20 protein-coding genes, 1 pseudogene and 1 riboswitch are annotated in these 21,238 nt (G+C 65.6%); of the genes and pseudogenes, 11 read left to right on the top strand and 10 right to left on the bottom strand.

What is annotated here, in order from left to right:
* Both C0617_RS10745 and C0617_RS10740 read right to left on the bottom strand, forming a co-directional pair.
* Positions 1 to 924: pseudogene (locus C0617_RS10745) on the bottom strand (serine protein kinase PrkA); the annotation flags it as partial.
* 845 nt (positions 925 to 1,769) lie between these two features.
* The gene (locus C0617_RS10740; RefSeq protein ID WP_291317026.1) at positions 1,770 to 2,462 is read right to left on the bottom strand and encodes a YkgJ family cysteine cluster protein; all 693 of its coding nucleotides are present in this window, start codon (positions 2,460 to 2,462) and stop codon (positions 1,770 to 1,772) included.
* A 258-nt stretch (positions 2,463 to 2,720) separates the two neighbouring features.
* Between C0617_RS10740 and C0617_RS10735 the strand changes: the two genes are divergently transcribed.
* Complete coding sequence (locus C0617_RS10735; RefSeq protein WP_291317025.1) at positions 2,721 to 3,137, top strand: DUF393 domain-containing protein; 417 nt, start codon at positions 2,721 to 2,723, stop codon at positions 3,135 to 3,137.
* Positions 3,138 to 3,224: 87 nt separating this feature from the next.
* On the opposite strand, the gene C0617_RS10730 is transcribed toward C0617_RS10735, so the two are convergent.
* Positions 3,225 to 3,734, bottom strand: coding sequence for a ferritin (locus C0617_RS10730; protein WP_291317024.1), 510 nt, complete (start codon positions 3,732 to 3,734; stop codon positions 3,225 to 3,227).
* A gap of 185 nt (positions 3,735 to 3,919) precedes the next feature.
* Here C0617_RS10730 and yihA point away from each other — a divergent pair, with 185 nt between their 5' ends.
* From yihA to C0617_RS10715, 3 genes are all read left to right on the top strand, one after another.
* Positions 3,920 to 4,510, top strand: coding sequence for a ribosome biogenesis GTP-binding protein YihA/YsxC (gene yihA, locus C0617_RS10725; RefSeq protein WP_291317023.1), 591 nt, complete (start codon positions 3,920 to 3,922; stop codon positions 4,508 to 4,510).
* 60 nt (positions 4,511 to 4,570) lie between these two features.
* The gene (locus C0617_RS10720) at positions 4,571 to 4,816 is read left to right on the top strand and encodes a PQ-loop repeat-containing protein (RefSeq protein ID WP_291317022.1); all 246 of its coding nucleotides are present in this window, start codon (positions 4,571 to 4,573) and stop codon (positions 4,814 to 4,816) included.
* 123 nt (positions 4,817 to 4,939) lie between these two features.
* Complete coding sequence (locus C0617_RS10715) at positions 4,940 to 6,166, top strand: MFS transporter (protein WP_291317021.1); 1,227 nt, start codon at positions 4,940 to 4,942, stop codon at positions 6,164 to 6,166.
* Between the two features lie 257 nt (positions 6,167 to 6,423).
* Here C0617_RS10715 and nuoB read toward each other — a convergent pair whose 3' ends face one another.
* The 7 genes from nuoB to C0617_RS10680 all read right to left on the bottom strand — a co-directional run bounded on the left by nuoB (position 6,424) and on the right by C0617_RS10680 (position 14,452).
* On the bottom strand, positions 6,424 to 6,930 hold the full coding sequence (nuoB, locus tag C0617_RS10710) for an NADH-quinone oxidoreductase subunit NuoB (protein ID WP_291317020.1): 507 nt from the start codon (positions 6,928 to 6,930) through the stop codon (positions 6,424 to 6,426).
* A gap of 28 nt (positions 6,931 to 6,958) precedes the next feature.
* Entirely contained in the window at positions 6,959 to 8,563 is a 1,605-nt protein-coding gene (locus C0617_RS10705; RefSeq protein ID WP_291317019.1) for an NADH-quinone oxidoreductase subunit C, read from the bottom strand.
* Positions 8,560 to 10,026: a hydrogenase 4 subunit F gene (locus tag C0617_RS10700; protein WP_291317018.1), complete on the bottom strand. Its 1,467-nt coding sequence runs from the start codon at positions 10,024 to 10,026 to the stop codon at positions 8,560 to 8,562. The genes C0617_RS10705 and C0617_RS10700 overlap by 4 nt, the downstream gene beginning before the upstream one ends.
* Positions 10,026 to 10,700, bottom strand: coding sequence for a formate hydrogenlyase (locus C0617_RS10695; RefSeq protein WP_291317017.1), 675 nt, complete (start codon positions 10,698 to 10,700; stop codon positions 10,026 to 10,028). The genes C0617_RS10700 and C0617_RS10695 overlap by 1 nt, the downstream gene beginning before the upstream one ends.
* Positions 10,700 to 11,644 carry an NADH-quinone oxidoreductase subunit H gene (locus tag C0617_RS10690; protein ID WP_291317016.1) on the bottom strand — a complete coding sequence of 315 codons (945 nt, stop codon included), beginning with the start codon at positions 11,642 to 11,644 and terminating at the stop codon, positions 10,700 to 10,702. Before C0617_RS10690 ends, C0617_RS10695 begins: the two co-directional genes overlap by 1 nt.
* Positions 11,641 to 13,650 (bottom strand): hydrogenase 4 subunit B, encoded by a 2,010-nt coding sequence (gene hyfB / locus C0617_RS10685; protein WP_291317015.1) that lies wholly within the window; start codon positions 13,648 to 13,650, stop codon positions 11,641 to 11,643. Before hyfB ends, C0617_RS10690 begins: the two co-directional genes overlap by 4 nt.
* Before the next feature lie 124 nt (positions 13,651 to 13,774).
* Positions 13,775 to 14,452 (bottom strand): PTS sugar transporter subunit IIA, encoded by a 678-nt coding sequence (locus tag C0617_RS10680; protein WP_291317014.1) that lies wholly within the window; start codon positions 14,450 to 14,452, stop codon positions 13,775 to 13,777.
* 209 nt (positions 14,453 to 14,661) lie between these two features.
* On the opposite strand from C0617_RS10680, the gene C0617_RS10675 reads away from it, so the two are divergent.
* From C0617_RS10675 to C0617_RS10645, 7 genes are all read left to right on the top strand, one after another.
* Positions 14,662 to 15,414 carry an alpha/beta hydrolase gene (locus C0617_RS10675; RefSeq protein ID WP_291317013.1) on the top strand — a complete coding sequence of 251 codons (753 nt, stop codon included), beginning with the start codon at positions 14,662 to 14,664 and terminating at the stop codon, positions 15,412 to 15,414.
* 50 nt (positions 15,415 to 15,464) lie between these two features.
* Positions 15,465 to 15,665, top strand: a riboswitch (cobalamin riboswitch).
* Complete coding sequence (locus tag C0617_RS10670) at positions 15,653 to 16,285, top strand: cob(I)yrinic acid a,c-diamide adenosyltransferase (protein WP_291317012.1); 633 nt, start codon at positions 15,653 to 15,655, stop codon at positions 16,283 to 16,285. It overlaps the preceding riboswitch by 13 nt.
* On the top strand, positions 16,269 to 16,805 hold the full coding sequence (gene cobU / locus C0617_RS10665; protein ID WP_291317011.1) for a bifunctional adenosylcobinamide kinase/adenosylcobinamide-phosphate guanylyltransferase: 537 nt from the start codon (positions 16,269 to 16,271) through the stop codon (positions 16,803 to 16,805). Before C0617_RS10670 ends, cobU begins: the two co-directional genes overlap by 17 nt.
* Before the next feature lie 190 nt (positions 16,806 to 16,995).
* Positions 16,996 to 18,057 carry a nicotinate-nucleotide--dimethylbenzimidazole phosphoribosyltransferase gene (gene cobT, locus C0617_RS10660; RefSeq protein ID WP_291317010.1) on the top strand — a complete coding sequence of 354 codons (1,062 nt, stop codon included), beginning with the start codon at positions 16,996 to 16,998 and terminating at the stop codon, positions 18,055 to 18,057.
* A gap of 1 nt (position 18,058) precedes the next feature.
* Entirely contained in the window at positions 18,059 to 18,808 is a 750-nt protein-coding gene (gene cobS / locus C0617_RS10655; protein ID WP_291317009.1) for an adenosylcobinamide-GDP ribazoletransferase, read from the top strand.
* An 86-nt stretch (positions 18,809 to 18,894) separates the two neighbouring features.
* Positions 18,895 to 19,494 (top strand): alpha-ribazole phosphatase, encoded by a 600-nt coding sequence (gene cobC, locus C0617_RS10650; protein ID WP_291317008.1) that lies wholly within the window; start codon positions 18,895 to 18,897, stop codon positions 19,492 to 19,494.
* A gap of 89 nt (positions 19,495 to 19,583) precedes the next feature.
* Positions 19,584 to 20,942 carry a cobyrinate a,c-diamide synthase gene (locus C0617_RS10645; protein ID WP_291317007.1) on the top strand — a complete coding sequence of 453 codons (1,359 nt, stop codon included), beginning with the start codon at positions 19,584 to 19,586 and terminating at the stop codon, positions 20,940 to 20,942.
* The last annotated feature ends 296 nt before the right edge of the window (positions 20,943 to 21,238 follow it).

Here is a 21,238-nt window from a genome sequence, read left to right as displayed (position 1 = left end):
GACCCGGTTCTGGATGACGCCGAGGTAGACCTGGACCAGGTCCTTCTTGTTTTTGTAGATCTCGTCCGAGAAGTGGATGCCGCCGCCGGCCACCCGGGCTAGCGCCCCGCGCCGCAGGTCGAAGCGGTAGGGGTTGTTGGTGTCGGCGATGTGCAGCAGGCGCTGGATCGATTCTTCGCCGAGCATGTCGATGGCCGAGGAGGTGATCTTGTCCTTCGCCGCATACTTGCCGGTCACCGTACCGAGGCTCTCGGTCAGGGGCACCGGGATGATCTCCACGAACTGAAGCATCGCCTCCGGCTTGCCGCCGGTAAAGTTGCGGATGTCGTTCCAGATGTAGCCGCTGCAAGCCCCGAGGGGGCGGTAGCTGTCGAACAGCTCCTCGACCGCCTTGTCGCCGAATCCGCCCTGCTTGGCGACGAAGGCCATGCTCTCCTCCCGCGTCGGCAGCAGGTTCATGGCCAGCACCATGGGGTCCTCGTAGGTCTGGGACTCGATGACCGAGAGACGCCCGTAGCTGCCGAGCTGGTCCATCCCCTTGAACCGGAAGGTGTACTTGACGTTTTCCGGTCGGGCCAGGAATTGCCGGTACTTTCCGCAGAGGAATTCGACGAAGAAGGTCTTGCCGTTGCCCGGCTCTCCGACCAGGACAAAGGCCATCTCCTTGGACGATCCCCCCTCGGCGGCGTCCTTGACGAAGGAGACAAGGCTGTTGATCTCGTCGTACATGCCGATGGGGTGCTTCTTCCCCATGCGGAAGATCTTGAAGTCGTAGGTGATCCTGCCGTTGACCACGACCTTTTCGATCCCCTCCTCGAGGATCATCCGGGACACGCCCTGGAAGGCGTTTTCGAAATGGCGCTGTCCCTTTTTGAGCGCACTCAGATGATGCACCAGGGTGCCCGGGCCCTTGTCAATCGCCATGGCTGCCTCCTTGCCGATTCCTCTGATGTATGGCTGGGATTTGTTAACAAGTATACCGCCATGCCCGGGGATTTCCCTGTCGGGCGCGGCCGTATTCGGTCTTAGGCGGCAAAGTGCCTGTCTTTGCGGAAAAAAGAAAAGGCCCCGTTTTTCAACGGGACCTTGATATGGGAGATGCCGATCGTACCACGGCCAGCTTTATTCCAATCCGTCGGCGCAGACTCTCCAGGTTTGGCCCTGGCCAGCTTCTTGCGAACCTCGCTCGGACCCTCTCTTTCGACATCCGGCCTTTTTGTAGGGGTTTGTACGCCCAGGCGGATGGGATGATACGGCTTCCGTCGTTAGGCCGCGTAAAACCGGCATCTTGAAATCGGAAGATGCAGGATAACGCCTGTTTCCGCAGGTTTTTCGCGACACCCTTTTCGGGGTGATATTCCGTTCCCGCCATCCAGCGGGCCCTTTCCGCGATCCCTATCTGGCTGTCCCTTCTCCCTGATCCTTCAAGAACCTTTCAGGGTGGACCGCAGGGACGTTTTCCTACATCTCCGAAGTTGTCAAGGATCACTTTCGCCTCTTGCCCTTGCACTTTCATTCTACCACATCGCCACCGGATGCAAGGCCGCAAGGCATAAAATTCTCTCCTCGCGGTTCATCTTCTCTCAAGGCGTGCCGACTCGCTCCGTTTCGTATCGCCTTTTCTGTCATTTCCGCCCCCTGAAGAGCGCGTCAGGCCTCCCGCTGCTCTGCGGGCACGCTCACAGCGACCTTACCCGGGGACTCATCCTCTGTACGGTAAAGCGCTGACGACCATGGAAAACCGGGCGATATCGGCCACGCCAGAGATTTCAAAGAACCCTCTCTTCCAACTTCATTTTATCACATCGGTCATTACGGTGCCCGGTCGGCGGAGTTTCCAGGGCGGCGTGAACCGCTTCGGTCAACTTCTGGCTGCGGACCATGCCGCCGGTGCGTTTCAGGGCCCGGGCCAGGCCGAGAAATGCCTGGTCGAAGAGGGTCTTCTGGAAGAGGTTGACCAGGACCGGGGGGGCTTCGTCCAGGGCATGGAGGGTCACTGCGTCGCGGCATGTCACCGGGTCGGTGGAGTTCATCCCCCGGCACAGCAGGGGGCGCACCGGGTGTATCGAGCAGCTTTTCTGTCCGTCGAGAAAGGCGCAGGGCTGGCGGAGCAGGAGTCGCTCGTCGTCGTCGAGCCAGCGGACCCGGCGGTGAATGCCTTCGATTTTCTCCTTCAGCCGTTCCAGTTTCTGGATGCTGAGCTTTCGGCGCAGGTAGTCGGCGATGACCATCGCCTCAGGCTGCAGCACCGCCACGTTGACGACGCAACAGTGGCCGCACCCCGGTCCGCAGGCGATATGCCCTTCGTTTCGACGGTTTTGGGCAAGAACGGTTTCGGCCATCTCCTGCACGGCCCGGGCGGCCAGGGCGAGGTTTTCCTCCGGGCGTCCCTCTCCGAGGAGACGCCCGGCCGTTTTTTCAACGGCGGCGGTAAATGCGGAAAAATCGAAATCCGGACTCATTTGGGTCCCCCGCGGTCTGGGGCGTTTTGCCCCGTATTTTGGGTGCGGACTTCTTCCGGTCAGGAGACGACCGTCATGTGGCTGGAGAGGGGTTGCACAGTTTCAAGGGATAACGGAAAAAAACCTCTTGTCAACAGGGATTTCGGGTGAGATGTGGATTTTAATCCTGGGGGCGGGAGGGTGGGCTCGGCGGGCGTCGGAGTTCGGCTCGAGGGGGAATGGTAGAATGGAGAAAACCGGATCGGAAGGATTACTCACATGAAGGACGCAATCGCCTACCCCCTGACGGTCTTCTATGACGGGGCCTGCATCGTCTGTTCCAGGGAGATGGAGCATTATCGCCGGATCGATCGGAACGGGCGCCTGCTCCTTGTGGATATCAGCGCCCCGGCCTTCGAGCCGGACCGCTACGGCCGGAGCCTCGAGGACTTCATGGCGCAGATGCACGTCATGGACGGGGAAGGGCGCTTTTTCCTCGGTGTCGATGCTTTTCCCGCCATCTGGCGGGCCCTGCCGGGGCGGGGCCACCGACTGTTAGCTGGCCTGATCGGGGTGCCCGGGCTTCACGGCCTGGCCGTACTCGGCTATCGGGGATTCGCCAGGTTTCGCCGTTTCCTGCCCCGGCGCAGGGACGCATGCCCCGAGGATACCTGCGGCATCAGGCACAGAAAGTAGGTCCGGGGCGTATGGCTGCAGAAGAACAAAGGAGGGCGGCCCGTTTGGGCCGCCCTCCTCTTCACCGGAAGAAGATCGCCACCAGGCTCATTCAGTCGCCGGGGGGACGAAAGTCCTCTGGCCCAGTTCCTGGTCGAGCATCAGCAGGCCCCGTCCGTCGCCTTCCACCCGCTGAAGGTTCTTCAGGACCTGGCCGAAGCTCGCTTCCTCCTCCACCTGCTCGGTGACGAACCACTGGAGAAAGATCTGGGCGGCGTGGTTGCCCTCCTCCTTGGCCAGGTCCATGAGCTTGTTGATGCTGTCGGTGACGAAATTCTCGTGCTTGAGGCTGAACTTGAAGGTGGCCAGGGGGGAGGCGAAGTCGTTCTTCGGGCCGTCGATGGGGCGCAGGTCGGTTCGTCCCCCGGCCTCGCAGAGGAAGTTGAAGAACTTCTCGCCGTGGGTCATCTCCTCCAGGGCCTGGGTCCGCATCCAGCTGGCGAAGCCGGGCAGGTCCTCGGACTGGAAATAACCGGCCATGGCCATGTACAGGTAGGCCGAGAAGAATTCGTTTTTCATCTGCTCGTTGAGAGCATCCTGAAGTTTCGAGCTGAGCATGGAGTCCTCCTTCGTCGTCGTGTTGCGTTCAAATATATTTTACCAAGACCAACGAAGAAAATAATACCCAAAGAGTCAGCATTGTCCAGCCGTTTTTTGGGGACGCTCAAGATTGCAATCGCCTCGCGCCTGGGCTATCCTGTCGGTCCGTTTCTCAGCCCTCCCAATCCCCTGGAGACCGCAACGTGATTATCAAGTCGGCCACCTTCGTCCAAAGCGCCACCAAGCCCTCCAACTACCCGCCGGAAGGGCCGGCCGAGGTGGCTTTCGCCGGGCGCAGCAACGTGGGCAAAAGCTCGCTGATCAACGTGCTGGTGGGGCGCAGGGGGCTGGTGCGCACCTCGTCCACGCCCGGGCGCACCCAGTTGCTCAACTTTTTCGACATCAACGGCGAATTCTCCCTCGTCGATCTGCCGGGCTACGGCTTCGCCAAGGTCCCTCTTGCGGTGAAGAAACAGTGGGGCCCGATGATGCGCACCTACCTGGAGCAGCGCCGGAGCCTGAGGGCGGTGGTGCTCCTCTTCGATGTTCGCCGGGTCCCCCGCGAGGAGGACATCCAGATGCTCGACTGGCTGGAGGAGTTCGAGATCCCCACCATCCCGGTCATCACCAAGGTCGACAAAGTCAGCCGCAATCGGCGGGCGAAGCAGATCGAGCCGATTCTCGAGGCGACGGGACTGCCCCGCGACGCCTTCACCCTTTTCTCCGCCCTCAAGGGCGACGGGCGCGACGAGGTCTGGGAGCGGATCGAGGATGCGCTGGCAACGGAGATCTGAAATTCCCATATTGCATGGCCTTCTCCCCTCTCCGGTAATAGGACAAGGATTTTTTCGATTATGCAGTGGATCGGTTTTGCCGGCGGCCTGATGGTCGCCTTCGGTTTCGTCCCCCAGATCGTCAAGGCGCTGAGTACCCGCTCCACCGGCGACCTTTCGGTCTATACCCTGCTCACCATCTTCTCCGGCGGCCTTTTCTACACCGCCTACTCTATCCACGTCGGCGATCCGGTCTTCATCACCATTAATGTCATCGCCACCGGCAATACCCTCTTCCTGCTGATTCTCAAGCGCCGCTTCCGGTAGGGGGACGGTTCCCCGCTCCGGGTCTTTTCCGTTGTCGGACGGGCCGCGGTGCGGATACGGTGCTCCGTCGCTTTCAGGCGACCATGTATCCTGTTTCTTCAACAGGGAAGGACTTTCCTGAATATGCCGCGTCGACTGCCGCCTTTTCATTATGGCTGGGTGATCGTCCTTGCCGGGGCCCTGACCCTTTTTGCCTGTCTCGGCCTGGCCCGCTTCGCCTTCGGCATGCTGCTGCCCGCGATGCGTACCGGGCTCGGCCTGGCCTATGACCAGATGGGCCTTGTCAGCACCGGGAACTTCGCGGGCTACCTTGCCGCGGTCGCCCTGGCGCCCCTGCTCATCCGCCGCCTTCGGCCCCGGGCCACCATTGTCGCCGGACTGCTTCTGATCGCCGCCTGCATGCTGGCTCTCGGCCGCTGTCACGGGTTCCTGCCGGTTCTCGCCCTGTACACCGTTGTCGGCGTCGGCAGCGGCCTGGCCAACATCCCGGTGATGGTCCTCGTATCCCATTGGTTTCGGCGGGAGCGCAGGGGGCGGGCCGCCGGCCTCATGGTCACCGGCAACGGGCTGGCGATCATTTTCGCCGGCGCCCTCGTTCCGGTTCTCAACCGGGGGCTGGGGGGCGACGGCTGGCGCACGAGCTGGCTGGTGCTCGGCCTGATCTCCCTCGGGATCGCGATCGCCGCGGCCTTCCTGCTGCGCAACGACCCGGCAGAGCTGGGGCTCGAGCCGCTCGGCGACAGGCGACCGATCCCTCCGGAGCAGATCCCGGCGAAAGAGTCGCCCGACGAGGCGCGGACCCTGATTCAGCTGGGGGTCCTCTACCTCATCTTCGGCGCCACCTACATGGTTTACGGGACCTTTATCGTGACCACGATGGTGGAGGATTTCGGCTTCTCCGAGGCGAGGGCGGGGATGTTCTGGTCCTGGGTCGGTTTCTTCGGCCTCTTCTCGGGGGTGGTCTTCGGAGGGCTTTCTGACCGGATCGGCCGCAAGGGCGGGCTGATGACGGTCTTCGCCGTGCAGACCCTCGCCTACCTCCTTGCCGGTTCCGGGTTCGGCACGGCCGCCCTGCTGGCCTCCGTCGTCCTCTACGGCATCGCGGCCTTTGCCATCCCGACCATCATGGCGGCGGCGATCGGAGACTACCTCGGGCTCTCCCGGGCCGCGGCGGCCTTCTCGATCGTCACTTTCTTTTTCGCCGCCGGCCAGACGGTGGGGCCGGGAGCCGCCGGGGTCATCGCCGAGGGGAGCGGGAGCTTTGCCTCAAGCTACCTGGTTGCCGCCGCTTTGACGGGGATCGGTGCGGTGCTCGCGGGGACCCTCCCCAGGCCGCCCGGAGGGTCCTGAGGTTCTGGTGTCGGCGAGAATCGATGAGAGCCTGAATTGTTTGAGGTGATGGGTTCCGCCTTGACAGCAGGGCAGGATGGAAGATGCGCGGGGAACAGGAAATATGCCCCTGCCCGGTCTGCGCAATGGGGGACCGGGTGCAGAAAGGGCCTGCCAAATGGCAGGCCCTTTGATTTTTTGTAACGGTCCACAAGCAGATAACGCCGGATTTGGCTGGGTCCCGAGGGGGTTCTGTCAAAATGAAAGGAGAGCCTCCCCTATTTTTGCAGCAGCTCCAGCAGTCCCCGCAGCAGCTGTTGCGGGGTCGGCGGACAGCCGGGGATGACCGCATCGACAGGGAGAACGTTTTCCACAGCGCCGCAGCTGGCATAGGAGACGCCGAACTCGCCCCCGTTCCCGGCGCAGTCCCCCATGGCGACCACCAGTTTCGGGGCGGGGGTCGCCTCGTAGGTGCGCACCAGCGCCGCCTGCATGTGGCGGGAGACCGGGCCGGTGACCAGGAGCAGGTCGGCGTGGCGCGGGGAGGCGACGAAATGGATGCCGAAGCGCTCGATGTCGTAGAAGCCGTTGTTCACGGCGTGCATCTCCAGCTCGCAGCCGTTGCAGGAGCCGGCGTCGACCATGCGGATGGCGAGACTGCCGCCATAGCGGGCGGCGACTTCCCGCTGGCAGGCGGCGCCGAGTTCGGCGACCGCCGCTTCCGGTCCGGGCAGGGGTTCGGTGAGCCTTCCGGTGCGGAGAATCTTGCTGAAAACGTGAAACATGGCCCGGTTCCTCTCGGCAGAAGGGGGGTTACAGGTCGTGCCCCGAATAAGAGCCGTTCACCGACTTGTTGCAGACCGGGAAGTCGGGGACGATGTTGTCCTGAATGAGCGCCTCGAGGGCCGGCCAGTTGAGCCAGCTCGGGTCGCGCGGAAAGTAGCGCAAAACCCGCCCGCCAGCGTCGAGGCGCAGGTAGGCGACGGTTTCGCCGCGCCAGCCCTCGACCAGCCCGATTCCCTCGCACTCTCTCCCCGGTGCGGGGCAATCGGCGGCGAGGGGGCCGCCCGGCAGCGTCTCGAGGAGCGTCTCGATGAGGCCGAGGGAGACCCGGATCTCGTCGCCCCTCACCCTCACCCGCTTGGCCACGTCCCCCTCCAGGTAGGCGGGGACCTCGACCTCGAGCCGGTCGTAGGGGGGGTAGGGGAGATCGCGGCGCAGGTCGTCCTGGTGGTTGCTGGCGCGGCCGACGTAGCCGAGGGCCCCGAGTCTGCGCGCCGTCTCCGGGGGGAGGACCCCGGTGCCGCGCAGGCGGTCCTGCAGGGAGGGGTATTCGAGCAGCAGGGGCATCAGCTCGCCGACCTCGGCGCGCAGGGCGGCGGTCTCCTTCAGAAGCTCCGGGATGCGGGCCGGGTCCAGCTCGCAGGCCACCCCGCCGGGGACGACGCAGTCCATGAGGAGGCGGTGGCCGAAGGCGGCGGCGCTCTGCCGCTGGCAGAGTTCTCGCAGCCGGCCGCACTGCACCAGGGCGAAGGGAAAGCCGACGTCGTTGCAGACGGCGCCGATATCCCCGAGGTGGTTGGCGATCCGCTCCCGTTCGGCCAGGATCGCACGCAGGGCCAGGGCCCGCGGCGGAGGCTCGACCCCCATGGCGCGCTCGGCGGCCTGGCAGGCGGCCCAGGCGTGGGCGACGGTGCTGTCTCCGCTGACCCGCCCGGCAAGGCGGGAGAGCCCCGCGAGGTCCCGCCCCTCGGCGAGTTTTTCGATCCCCTTGTGCACGTAGCCGAGATGCGCCTCCAGGCGCAGCACGTCTTCGCCGAGGGCCTGGAAACGGAAGTGCCCCGGCTCGATGATCCCGGCGTGGACCGGGCCGACGGGGATCTCGTAGACCCCTTCTCCGGTTACCGGCACGAAGGGGTAGCCGCTGTCCGGTGGGGTCTCGGCCGCTGGAGCCCCGGCGAGGGGGAATTCCCGGCGCAGGGGATGGATCCCCTCGGGCCAGCCCCGGTGGCGCGTCCAGCGGCGCGGGTCGGGGTGTCCCGTGAAGCAAACCCCGAACATGTCCATCAGGTGCCGCTCGGGACGGGCCGCCGCCGGGTAGTGGAGCGCCTGGGAAGGGAGCGCCGGCCGGTCCTCGGGCAGCGTCGTGCGCAGCAGCAGGTGGCCGTCCCCCCCGGCTAGAAGCGCCGTCACCAGAAGGTGCGGCGGCCGGTGCTCCCCCCAGAGCGCCGACCAGCGCAGTCCTCGGGATGCGGCGATATCCGCCGCCAGTCCCCATTTTCCCGCGGGGATTCCCAGGCATCCCGCCGGCCCGGCCGGGCCGGCGCTTCCATCGGCTGCCATGCCCGTTTCGAGCAGGAGCGTCCTGAAAGCGGCCACCCGTCCCGGTCTCACCGCAGCGTCCTGTGGCCTTCTCATAACAGTCCCTTTCCCACCACCATGGCCGTGGCCTGGTCGATCCAGCCGGAGAGCACGTCGGGGATGGCGATGCCGAGCCAGAGTACCAGCAGCAGGTGAAGGTAGACCGGCCACATGTTGGCCGCCACCGCGACCTGCCCGGCGGGCGGCTCCCCGAAGACCATCGGCTGCAGGTGGCGGAAGAGCCCGGCGAAGGCGACCCCGAGCCCGCAGAGCAGGGGGATGACAAGCCACGGCCAGCTCTTTATGGTGGCGGTGAAGAGGAGGAATTCGCTGGTGAAGACCCCGAAGGGGGGGAACCCGGCGATGGCGACGGTGCCGATGAGAAAGCTCCAGCCGACGGCGGGCTGGGTGCGGATCAGGCCGCGGATCCTGTCGATCGACTGGGTGCCGGCGACGTGGGCGGCGTGGCCGACGGTGACGAAGATCGCCGATTTGGTCAGCGAGTGGACGATCATGTGGAGCAGGGCGCCGAAGGTCGCAAGCGGACCGCCGATGCCGAAGGCGAAGGTCATCAGCCCCATGTGCTCGATGGAGGAGTAGCTGAACATCCTCTTGACGTCGCGCTGGCGGTGCAGCAGCATCCCGGCGACGGTGAAGGAGAGGAGGCCGAAGCCCATCATCATCCGGCCGGCCAGGTCGCTGCCGAGGGCCGGGTCGACGAGCATCTTGAAGCGGACAACGGCGTAGAGGGCGATGTTGAGCAGCAGCCCGGAGAGGATCGCCGACATCGGCGTCGGCCCCTCGGAATGGGCGTCGGGCAGCCAGTTGTGAAGGGGCACCAGGCCGATCTTGGTGCCGTAGCCGACGAGCAGAAAGACGAAGGCCAGGGTCAGCACCGTCGGTTCCAGCGCGGCGGCATGCTGGTACAGCACGCTCCAGAGCAGTGCGTCTTCGCTGCCGGGCAGCGCCCGTTCGGCGGCGAAGTAGACCAGGACGGTGCCGAAGAGCGCCTGGGCGATGCCGACGCCGCAGAGGAGAAAGTACTTCCACCCCGCCTCGATCGATTCCGGGGTGCGGTAGAGGCTGACGAGGAGGACCGTGGCCAGGGTCGCGCCTTCGACCGAAACCCAGAGCAGGCCGAGATTGTTGGTCGATAGCGCCACCAGCATGGTCAGCAGGAAACCCTGGTACATCGAGTAGTAGAGGCGCATCCGTTTGTCGTCGACCCGGCCGATCTCCACCTCGTGGGCCATGTAGGGGCCGGAGAAGATCGCGGTGGTCATCCCGACCAGGGCGTTGAGCAGGATCAGGTAGACGTTGAAGGCGTCGATGTAGAAGAGCTTGCCGGGGGAGAGAAGCGGCCCGCTGGAAAAGACGTTGAACGCCAGCTGCAGGGAGGTCAGAAAGGTCGCGGCGCAAATCAGCAGGTTGAGGGTGCCGGCACGGCGCCAGTGGCCGACCAGGGCGAAGAGAAGGGTTCCCGCAAGGGGGAGGAGCAGGGTCAGGTAGAGGGCCGTCATCAGTCGACCTCGTTGAGGCGGTTGAGGCGGTCGACATTCAACGAGCCGAATCCGCTGCGGATCTGGAAGAAGAAAATCCCGAAGAGGATCGCCGCGACCATCACGTCGAAGGCCACCCCGAGTTCCACCACCATCGGCATCCCGTAGGTGGCGGCGACGGCGGCAAAAAACAGCCCGTTCTCCATCGACATGAAGCCGATGACCTGGGCGACCGCCTTGCGCCGGGTGATGATCATCAGCATGCCGATGAGGATCACGGCCAGGGAAACGGCAATGGTGTTGCGGGTTGCGAGGAGGGAGAGCTCGCGGATCGGCAGCGCCACGTAATAGCTGAAAAGGACCAGCGCTCCGGCGCCGATCATGATCAGCGATGAACTGCCGACCGTCTCGACCTCGCGGCGGATGTCGAGGCGAACCACCAGGCGGCGCAGCTGCCAGGGGATGAAAATCACCTTGAGCCCGAGGGTCATGAGCGCCGAAATCAACAGGTGATGACGCCCCGAGGTCAGGGCGACGAGTACGGTGGCGACAAAGAGCAGCCCCCCCTGCCAGGCGAAGGTATGGATCAGGGTGACGATGCGGGTCTGGGCGAGGAGCAGAAAGGAGGTGAAGAGGATCAGGGCCGCCGCGGTCAGGATCATCTGTTCGGAAAGGGGCAGGGCCGATAGCGGCATCAGCGGACCTCCAGGATCACGTGGCTCAGCATGCCGAGCAGACAGAGGATAAAGGCCAGGCCGAGAAATTGGGGGACTCGAAACAGGCGCATCTTGGCGAGGATCGTCTCGGCGACGGCGAGGGCCGCGCCGAGGAACAGCAGCTTGAGCGTGACCGCGGCCAGGCCGGTTGCGAGGGCTGCCGGGGTCTGCTGGAGGGCGATCCCCCAGGGGACGAAGAGGTTGGCGATGAGCACCCCGTAGATCATCAGTTTGATCATCGCGGCCCATTCCATCAACGCCAGGTGACGTCCGCTGTACTCGAGGATCATCGCTTCGTGGATCATCGTCAGCTCGAGATGGGTCGCCGGGTTGTCGACGGGAATCCGTCCCGTTTCCGCCACCGTGACCAGGACCAGCCCCATGGCCGCGAAAATGAAAGAGGGGTAGAGCTGAAACGGGGAGAGGAGCAGGTGGCTGATCATGGTCGCCAGGTTGGTGCTGGAGACGGTCATCGCCAGGGTAAAGACGCCCATCAGCATCGCCGGTTCGGCGAGGGAGGAGATCGTCACCTCGCGGGACGACCCCATGCCGCCGAAAGCCGTGCCGACGTCCATGCCGGCCAGGGCGAGAAAAAAGCGGGTCAGGGCAAAGAACCCGACGAGGACGATGACATCGGCGATGGCGGAGGTCGGCAGGCCGACGGCGACCATCGGCACCACCGAACCGGCCAGGGCGGTCACGCTGAAAACCAGGTAGGGGGAGAGGCGAAAGACGGGGGAGGCCTGTTCCGAGAGGACGACGTCCTTGCGAAAGAGACGGGCCAGGTCGCGGTAGGGCTGCCAGGGGGGCGGCCCCTGGCGGCACTGCAGTTTGCACTTGATCCACTTGACCCAACCGGCCAGAAGAGGGGCGCCCAGGGTCAGCAGCCCGGTCTGGACGATGGCCAGCAGCCAGCCGTTCATACGATCACCCAGAGGAGGAAGATAAGGGTGAAAAAGGAGTAGGCGAGATAGGCGCGGATGTTCCCGCCCTGAATCAGTGCCGCGCGGCGGGCGCTGGCGAGAAGGAGCCGCCCGATCGGCAGGTAGATCTTTTCCCAGGCCCAGTCGCCGACCCGCAGGCGGTAGCGCCCTCCGGGGTGCTCAACCGTTGCCGGGAGCACCTCCTCCTTGATCGGCCAGGCCGGCCGGAAGATGCGCCGGATCGGCATGGCGAAAGCGGTTGCCGTGTACTGCATGCGGGAGTTCAGGGGGCCGAAGCCGCAATCCCAGGTCGGTGCGATGTGCACCGCGGTGCGGCGGCGCCGGGGGTGCAGCCACAGATAGGCCAGCAGCCAGGCGAGGCAGATGCCCAGCAGGACCATCGGCGCTCCGTAGCTGGCCGTCTCGGGAGCGATCGGCGTCAGCCAGAGCCAGCCGTTCGCCGTGGCCTCCGGCAGCCCGACGCCGAGCAGCCCCTGCGGAATCGTGTCGATGAGCCTGACCGTCCAGGTCGGGAAAATTCCGAACAGCAGGCAGAGCAGGGCCAGGGCCCCCTGGCCGAAGAGGATGCCGGGTGCGGCCTCCCGGGCCGAGAGCGCTTTTTCGCTACGGGCCTGACCGAGAAAGACGACGCCGAAGACCTTGACGAAGCAGGCCACGGCCAGGGCCCCGGTCAGCGCCAGGACGGCCGCCGCCACGGGGATCAGCGAACCGATAATGCCGCTCTCCAGAACGGTGGCCTGCAGGGCCGCTTGAAAGGTGAGCCATTCCGAAACGAAGCCGTTGAACGGCGGCAGGGCCGAAATACTGATGCAGCCGATCAGGAAACAGGTGGCCGTGACCGGCATGCCGCGGATCAGTCCCCCCATCTTCTCCATGTTGTGTTCGTGGCTCTGCTGCAGAACGGCACCGGCGCCGAGAAAAAGCAGGCTCTTGAACAAGGCGTGATTCAGGCAGTGATAGAGGGCCGCCACCAGCCCGAGGGCCGCCAGGCCGGGCCGCCCGTGGCTGGCGAAGATCATCGAGAGACCGATCCCCATGTAAGCAATGCCGATGTTCTCCACGCTGCTGTAGGCCAGCAGACGCTTGAGATCGTTCTGCATAAGAGCGTAGAGCACGCCGAGAAGGGCCGAGCCGCTGCCGACAACGAGCACGAGCACCCCCCACTGCCAGTCGAAAGTGCCCAGCAGGTCGTAGGTGAAACGGATGAATCCGTAGACCGCCACCTTCAGCATCACCCCCGACATCATGGCGGAGATGTGGGACGGCGCTACGGGGTGGGCCTGGGGCAGCCAGACGTGCAGGGGGACCAGGCCGGCCTTCATGCCGAAGCCGACAAAAGCTAGCGCGAAGGCGATGCTCGCCCAGCCGCTGCTCAGCGGAGCCGCCGCCATGGTGGCGAAACTGAAGCCGTCGCCGAAGCCGGCCAGGACCCCGTAGCCGAGGAGGATGAAGAGGCCGCCGACCTGGGCCATGAGCAGGTAGATAAAGGCGGCGCTGCGGTTTTCAGCGTGCTGGTGCTGATAGGCGACCAGAAAGTAGCTCGCCACCGACATCAGCTCCCAGGCCACCATGAAGGAGAAGGCGTCGGCGGCGAGGATCACCAGGTACATGCCGGCGACGAACAGGCCGGTGAAAAATGTCAGTACCGGGAGCGGCTGCGGGCCCTCTTCGTGCTCACGAACGTAGGCCGGCCCGTAGCAGGCGACCAGCGCCGTCACCAAGCCGACGAGGAAGAGGAAGAAACCGGCCAGGGGGTCGAGCACCTGGTGGCTGTGCAGCCAGGGCAGGCCGATGGGCAGGACCTTTTGCGCGACCTGGCCGCTGCAGAGGGCCAGCCCCCCCGCCGCCGCCGCGGCAGCCCCGGAGAGGCCGAGGAGGAGGAAGGTCAGGGTCTTGGAGGCACCCGGCCGCCGGCCGAAGGGAAGGGGAGCCAGGGCCGAGAGCAGGGCGAAAAGGACGGCCAGTTGGGCGATCTGCAGAGGCATGGACAAACGTTCTCCAGGAAGGGTCCGCTTTTACGACAGGTCTAGCTTATTTTCATAAAGATCGCGATCGATACCCGCTGCAGGCGACGGTTATGACAGAGGAAATACGAAGGGGGTGCCATGCTTAGGGTCGAAGCCTCTCTTCGGCACGGCGCAGGACGGAGAAGATCGCCTCCCGGCCCTCCTGTTCGTCCAGGGCCCGCCGGACGTCCTTGTCTTTGAGGAGGAACCCGAGGAGCGAGAGGAGGTGCAGGTGTGCCCGGAGCGAGGGCGCGAGGACCGTCACCAGAATCCGGACCGGGCTGTCGTCAAGGGTGCTGAAATCGACCGGGTTTTCCAGAAAACAGATCGTTATCGTCGGCCGGGAAATGTGAAGCAGGACGGGGTTGTAGGGATGGGGGAGGGCGATTCCATCGCCGATTCCCGTCGAGGCGAGTTTCTCCCTGGCAATCAAGACCTGCCGGAGATAGTCCGGATCGATCTCGTCGGGAAGCCGCAGGTGCGCCACGACGTTCGCCAGGACCTCGTTGCGGGCCTGGCCTTCGATCCGGTAGAAAATCCCGCCGGCCTCCAGCGCTTCCGAAAGGTCGGGCAACGGCAGGGCGTCGGTTTCGGGCTCGGCGAAAGCCTCCTGAGAAACCCCCATCCGTCGCGAGGTCGCCCATTCAATGAGTTCGGCGCGATTGAAGCGGTAACTCTCGTGGACCTTGTAGGCAGGCACGATGTCCTGCTTGATCCAGCGGTAGACGGTCTTTTCGGAAACGGAGAGCAGCTTGGCCGCCTCTTTTACAGAAACGTTCATTTTTACCCTTTTTGTCAAAAGGCGTCAGTATTGGACATATTAGGACATGTGTTGACAATAGATCCACGGGTGGGGGGTTGTCAATGGTGAATTTTTTCAGGGAAGTTTCTGGAAATTCTCCTCCCCACCCCAGGACAAAAGTCGTATCATGGGGGTCGTGGGGTCCATGTCCGACCCTTTGAGAGTTCCTCTCTTCTTCCGGGGGCCCAATGAGCGAATCGATCCTGAATCACCCCGTCATCTCCGAGCGCTACTTCTTCCCCCGCCCTTCGCAGCTGGCCGATCCCTTCTGGGTCGACTGCGGCGACGCGCGGCTCGCCTGCTCCTACCACGAGATCGACCCGCAGGCCCGCACGGTCGTTCATTTCCACGGCAACGGCGAGATCGTCGAGGACTACCTCGGCGACTTCGTCTCCCTCGTCCACGGCATGGGCTGCAACCTGCTCCTGGCCGAGTTGCGCGGCTACGGGGCCTCCACGGGGCGGCCGGAGCTGGGGCGGATGCTCGACGACGTGGGGCCGACCCTGCGGTCCCTGGGGCAGCCCCCGGAGCGGCTGATCCTCTTCGGCCGCTCGGTGGGGTCGATCTTCGCTCTCCACGGCGTCTCCCTCTTTCCACAGGCGGCCGGCCTGATCCTTGAGAGCGGGGTGGCGGACGTCCTCGAGCGGCTCCTGCTGCGCCTCGACCCGGCCGAACTCGGGGTCTCCCCGGCGGAGCTGGAGGCGGCCGTGGCCGCCCGCCTCGACCATCGGGCCAAGCTCACGGGCTACCGCGGGCCGTCCCTGGTGATGCACACCCTCCACGACGGCCTGGTCGACGTCTCCCACGGCCGGCGACTTCACGAGTGGGCCGCCGGGCCCAAGACCCTGAAGATCTTTCCCCGGGGCAATCACAACGACATCATGTTCGTCAACGCCCGCGAGTACTTCGACGAGGTCGCCGCCTTTGTGGCGCAGCTTTAAGGCCGGCCGGGTATTCCATTGACACCCCGCCGGCCCTCTGCTAAAAAGAACGNACATTTCGACATTTGGGTGCCTGCCGGATCCATGGAGACGGCGGGAGAATAGGGAAGAGGGTGAGACTCCCTCGCTGCCCCGCAACTGTGTGTGGTGACGAAAGCCGGACGCGATGCCACTGTCCCGATGGGACGGGAAGGCCCGGCGACTAGGACGATCCACGAGCCAGGAGACCTGCCCGGGTGTGAAGAACGGACCTTTCGCGGGAGGGGTTCGGGCAGGTGGCACCACGATCGATACCGGCCCCGGACTCCCCCAGACGAGTCCGGGGTTTTTCGTTTTCGGGGTGCGCAAGATGGAACAGGGGCTGATACAGGTCTATACCGGCGAGGGCAAGGGGAAGACGACCGCGGCCGTCGGGCTGGCGGTGCGCGCCCTCGGCCAGGGCCTGCGGGTGCTCCTGGTGCGGTTTCTCAAGCCGGCCGAGCCGGCCAGCGGCGAGATTCTATTTCTCGAAGGGACGGCGGGACTCGAGATCCTCACTTCGGGGGTCGGCATTGTCGGCGCCCGGCCGCAGCGCGAGGAGGTGGAACGCAGCGTCCGCGAGACTTTCGAGTCGGCGCGGCGAAGGATCGCCGCCGGCACCTTCGACCTCGTCGTCTTCGACGAGATCAACAATGCCCTGCACCGGGACTATCTCCCCCTGGCCGAGGTCCTCGACCTGCTCGACGGCCGGCCGGCGGGGCTCGAGATCGTCCTGACCGGGCGCAACGCCCCGGCCGAAGTGATCGAGCGGGCCGCCCTGGTGACACGCATGGAAAAGGTCAGGCACCCCCTCGACCGCAGGATTCCGGCGCGCCGTGGAATCGAGTTCTGAGATGGCTCTGACCTACGTCACAGGCGGCGCCCGCTCGGGCAAGAGCGCCTACGCCCAGCGGCTCGCCGAAGGGCGCGGCGGAGACCTCCTCTACGTCGCCACCGCCGGGGTCCACGACGGCGAGATGGCCGAGCGGGTGACTCGGCACCGGCAGGCGCGGGGGAGTCGCTGGACGACCCTGGAGGAGCCCCTTGATCTGGCCGGGACCCTGCCTGCCGCCGCGGCGGGCAAGGGAGCGGTCCTGCTCGACTGCGCCACCCTGTGGCTGAGCAACCTTTTTTTCCACCACGGCGAGGACGCCGAAAAGGTTCTCGCCGACGTGGACCGCTTCGTCACCTCTCTGCCGGCGGTCGGTCCGCCCCTCTTTGTCGTCTCGGGGGAGCTGGGGATGGGGATCGTCCCGGAGAACCGCATGGCCCGGGCTTTTCGCGACCTGGCCGGGGAGGTCAACCAGAAACTGGCCGCCGCCGCCGACGAGGCCTGGCTGGTGGCATCAGGGCTGCCGCTGCGGCTGAAATAATTGCTACAATTAGAAAACGCCAGATGAATCAAGGGCAAATGCGTTCTTTCGCAAGCCGCAAAGAACATCCGGAACAAATGCTGAGTTTTAAGGGTTTTCCTTGGCGTCTTTGCGTCTTGAGTGAGCGCAGCGAACGGGCGTGAGGCCGGTTTTGACTTGATATATTGGACGATATGCAAAAGGTGAAGACATGTCCCGTATCGACCTGCAGACCGCAATAGATCAAATCCGCCCGGTGGATGAGCAGAGACTGGCCGAGATTCAGGCCCGCATCGACAGCCAGGCCAAGCCCTGCGGTTCCCTCGGGCGCCTGGAGGAGTTCGCCCGGCGCTACGTCGCCGTCACCGGCCGCGACGAGATAAGGCAGAAGGAGATCTACACCTTCGCCGGGGACCACGGGGTGACCGAGGAAGGGGTGAGTGCCTTCCCCCGACAGGTGACGCCGCAGATGGTCCTCAACTTCATCGATGGGGGTGCTTCGATCAACGCCCTGGCCCGCCACGCCGGCGCGAAGGTGGTCGTCGTCGATATGGGGGTCGATTACGACTTCGAGCCGGCCGAGGGGCTGCTGATCCGCAAGGTCGGCCGCATCACCGGCAACCTCGCTCGCGGCCCGGCGATGAGCCGGGAAGAGGCTGTGCGCTGCCTGGAGGCGGGGATCGAGATCGCCGCCGGGTGCCGGGAGCGGGGGGTCGACCTGGTCGGCACCGGGGACATGGGGATCGGCAACACCACGCCCTCTGCGGCCATCGCCGCCGTCTTTACCGGCCTGCCCGCAGCCGAGGTAACCTTCCGCGGGACGGGGATCGACGATGCCGCCCTGGCAAACAAGGTCCGGGTCATTGAGCGCGCTCTGGAGGCCAACGGGCCCGACCCGGCCGACCCGGTCGATGTGCTGGCCAAGGTTGGCGGCTTCGAGATCGGCGGCATCGCCGGGCTGGTCCTCGGCTGCGCCGCCTGCGGCATCCCGGTCGTGGTGGACGGCTTCATTTCCACCGCCGGAGCCCTGATCGCATCGGAGCTGCACCCCCACGTGCGCGATTATGTTTTCGCCGCCCACCGCTCGGTGGAGATCGGCCACGGGGCGATGCTCGCCCGGGTCGGCCAGGAGCCGATGCTCGACCTGCAGATGCGCCTCGGGGAGGGGACCGGCGGGGCCCTGGCCATGACCCTCGTGGAGGGCGCTCTGCGGATGCTGCGCGAGGTCAAGACCTTCGCCGACGCCGGGGTTTCCGAAGGGGAGGAGGCCTGAGATGCGCCGTGCCTGGGAGGACTTCCGCATCGCCGCCGCTTTTCTGACCATCTTTCCGACCGCTCGATCCCTGGAGATGACCTCCGAGCGCCTCGGCCGCTGCATGGGACTTTTCCCGGCGGTGGGCCTGGCCCTCGGCCTCGGCCTGGTGGGGGTCATGGGGTTTCTCGCCCCCCTGACCCCCAAGGCGGTCATGGACTCCCTGCTGGTGCTGGTCCTCATCGTGGCCACCGGCGCCCTGCACCTGGACGGCATCGCCGACCTCGTCGACGGCCTCGCCGGGGGCAAGGACCAGGAGGGGACCCTGCGCATCATGAAGGACAGCCGGGTCGGGGCGATGGGGGTGGTGGCCCTGGTGATGGTCATCTTTCTCAAATATCTTTTCCTCCACAATGTTCCCGGGGGCATCAAGGCGGCGGCGCTGATTTTTACCCCGGCGGCAGGTCGCTGGGCGCAGGTGGCGCTGGCCGCCACCTGTTCCTACGTGCGGCCCGAGGGGGGGACCGGCGGGGCCTTTGTCGACAACGTCGGGGCGCGGGAGCTTCTGCTGGGGAGCGTCACCCTGGCCCTGGCCGCTCTCGTTCTCTTCGGATGGCAGGGGGCCGTCCTCCTGCTGCTGCTCGGAGGGGCGGGCGCGGGCCTGGTCGCCTACTTCCGCCGCCGCCTCGGCGGGGTGACCGGCGACGTGCTCGGGGCGGCCACCGAGGTCGTCGAGGTCCTGACCCTGCTGTTGGTGACCATCCTGTACTGATGCCTGCGGCCGTGGGTTCTGACCGGGCAATGGATTACACTCTTTTCCGTTCCGAACTCACGGATCCAGGTTAGAGGTAAAAAGCGATGCAACGCACCCGGATATATCTCGTGCGCCACGGCCAGGTCGAGGGGCATGAGGAGAAGCGCTACAACGGCCAGGCCGACGTCGCCCTGACCGAACTCGGGCGGCGCCAGTACCGAGGGCTGAAGGAGAGGCTCGACGGCGAGTCGATCTCCGCCGTCTACAGCAGCGATCTTTCCCGTTGCCTGGAGGGGGCGCGGCCGCTGGCTGCGGGCCACGGCCTGGAACCCGTTCCGGAGCCCCGCTTGCGGGAGCTGCACATCGGCCGCTGGGAGGGGAAGACCTGGAAGGAGTTGCAGGCGGCCTATCCCGAGGAGTGGCAGGCCCGCCTCGACGACCTCGTTCACCATCGGGTGACGGGGGGCGAGAGCCTCCTCGAGATGGCGGAACGGGTGCGGCCGGCGGTGAAGGAGATCGTGACCCGCCATGTCGGGGAGGAGGTTCTGGTCGTCGCCCACGGCGGGGTCAACCGGGTGATCCTCCTCGACGCCATCGGCGCTCCCCTGGACAAGATGTTTCACATCGAGCAGGGCTTCGGCTGCCTGAACGTGATCGACTACTTCGCCGACGGCTACCGTACGGTGCAGTTGCTTAACGGCTAAGGCGGTAACGAGTAACGCGTGATGCGTGCGAACCCCTTGCCGCTTTAACCTGTCACTCGTCGCTTTGCCACGCCCTTGAAGGTTCTCCCATGGATTCCATTGTCGTCGCCGCCCCGGCCAGCGGCCAGGGCAAGACCACCGTCACCCTCGCCCTGATGGCCGCCCTGCGGCGGCGGGGCCTGGCGGTCGCGCCCTTCAAGGTCGGCCCCGATTTCATCGACCCGGGCCACCACGGCAGGGTCTGCGGCCGTCCCTCGCGCAACCTGGACGGCTGGATGTGCGGGGAGGAACGGGTCCGGCAGACCCACGTCCGGGGCTGCGCCGGGGCCGACCTGGCGGTGATCGAGGGGGTGATGGGCCTGTTCGACGGCGCCTCCGGCGACTCGGACGAGGGGAGCACCGCGGAGATCGCCCGCTGGCTGGGCGCCCCGGTCCTGCTGGTCGTCGACGCACGCTCCCAGGCGCGCAGCGCCGCCGCCCTTGTGCAGGGGTTCAGCACTTTCGACCCGAGGCTCGAATTCGCCGGGGTCGTCTTCAACCGGGTCGGCAGCCCACGCCACGAGGAGTTGCTGCGCGAGGCGATGGCTTCAAGCCCCGGCCTCCCCCCGGTCCTCGGCTGTCTCCCCCGGGATGAAGGGCTGGCCCTGCCCGAGCGCCACCTCGGGCTGGTGACCGCCGGGGACCATCCCCTCGACGACGCCTTCCTGGGGCGGCTGGCCGACTGGATAGAGGATCACGTCGATATCGAGAAATTTCTCGCCCGTCCCCAATCCCCCTGCCCGGAGGTGAGGGTGGCCGAAGGCCGGGTGAGGGGAAATCCGGGAGAGGTCCGCATCGCCGTGGCCCGGGACGAGGCTTTCTGCTTCTACTACCCGGAGAACCTCGAACTCCTCGAAGCGGCCGGGGCGCAGCTGGCCTTTTTCTCCCCCTTGCGGGACGAGTTTCTGCCGGCTGATATCGGCGGCCTCTACCTCGGCGGGGGATACCCGGAGTTGCACGCCGAAAGGATCGCCGCCAACCGCGGGCTCCTTCGACAGATCCGGGATGCGGCCGAAGGGGGCCTGCCGGTCTACGCCGAGTGCGGCGGTTTCATGCTCCTTGCCGAGGAGATCGACGGCCATCCCATGGCCGGGGTCTTCCCCGCCCGGGCGCGGATGCTGAAGCGACGCAGGGCCCTCGGTTACCGGGAGGTGACCCTGACCGCCGACGCTCCCCTCGGTCCGGCCGGGACGGCCGCGCGGGGGCACGAGTTTCATTACTCGGAGCTGGAGATGCCGGAGGCGGTGGAGCGAGCCTACCGCATGAGTCGCCGCGGCGGGGAGGACCTGGGCCCGGAGGGCTATCATCTCCGCAACGTGCTCGGCTCCTATGTCCACCTGCATTTCGGCAGCAATCCGCAGGTGGCCGCGAATTTCGTCGCTTTTTGCAGGGACAGGGCGGGGGCTTGACGCCGGGGACTGGCTCCCTGCGGGTGCCTGTCCCCGACCACTCGGGGTGCCTGTCCCCGAGAACTCAGCCGTTCCATGAAAACCGGCGGGTCGCGTCCCGCCAGACGCCGTACTTTTTGCAAGCCATCAAAAAGTAAGCAAAAAATGGCTTCCCCTGCGGGGGGCATGCCGTCGCGGCGGGTCGGCGGTCCTTGCGACCGTTGGTACGATGATGCCGGGCGGCGCTTCGCGGGGAGGGTGCTCGACCGTATATGCTGCTATTTTGCGATTCCCTGTCTCGATCGGCCATTCGAGCA

Source organism: Desulfuromonas sp., from assembly GCF_002868845.1.
Classification (GTDB): Bacteria; Desulfobacterota; Desulfuromonadia; order Desulfuromonadales; family BM501; genus BM501.
The sequence above is the reverse complement of the archived record's forward strand: the minus strand, read 5'-3'. Positions and strand labels throughout refer to the sequence as shown.